Origin of the sequence: Amphritea sp., from assembly GCF_050300915.1 — a bacterium.
In the GTDB taxonomy this organism is placed as follows: domain Bacteria; phylum Pseudomonadota; class Gammaproteobacteria; order Pseudomonadales; family Balneatricaceae; genus Amphritea.
Window position 1 is genome coordinate 1 of the sequence record NZ_JBNKYN010000198.1, and the last position, 607, is coordinate 607.

At 35.6% G+C, this 607-nt stretch carries 1 protein-coding gene; it reads left to right on the top strand.

Annotated features, from left to right (window positions below):
• Nucleotides 1–236 (top strand): hypothetical protein (locus tag ACQY8X_RS21055; protein ID WP_428037083.1); only part of this gene is annotated, 236 nt, incomplete at its 5' end.
• Between the last annotated feature and the right edge of the window lie 371 nt (nt 237–607).

The following is a 607-nucleotide window of genomic DNA, read 5'->3' on the forward strand; positions in this document are numbered from 1 at the left end:
CTCAAACATGGAAATTGAAAATGGATGCCTTACCTTGCTCGAAAAATTCCCAGTTTTTGCATGTAGCTAGATTGGGGTATTATGAACAATTTTCTCAATTGTTCCGATATCCAATTCTCAAAAGAATTAGTGTTAAAAATCCTGGAACATATTCAACATTTGAATCTTTGATGAATTTTAAAAGGGATTTAAACCTTCTGGAAAAATCTGATAAATTCTCCAAAAATCCTTCTTGACTTGATCTTCACAAAAGTGAATTTAGTTGGGATCACTTGCATGTAAGAAAAGGGGTTACAATCCATGTGTCAAACGGTGTGGTTTGAGAAAATTAAAAATAGTTTGAATTTGAAATTCAAACCCAACCAAACTTGGATTTCATTCAAGCCTTCAAATTACATAGTGAGGTATTGGTCAAGCACTGTAGCTGCTACACTGACACTTGGGTGTCACAGTACACATTCTCCATTTATTGTTCTTTTTCTTGACCATCACAACATTCACGAGCCAACTTGAGTAATGGACCTCTTGTATAAATCTTGCATCCAAGAGTCTCTGAACCTCCGCTTTTGCCGTTATTACCTTTTCGTCTGACATTTTATGGAGCCTT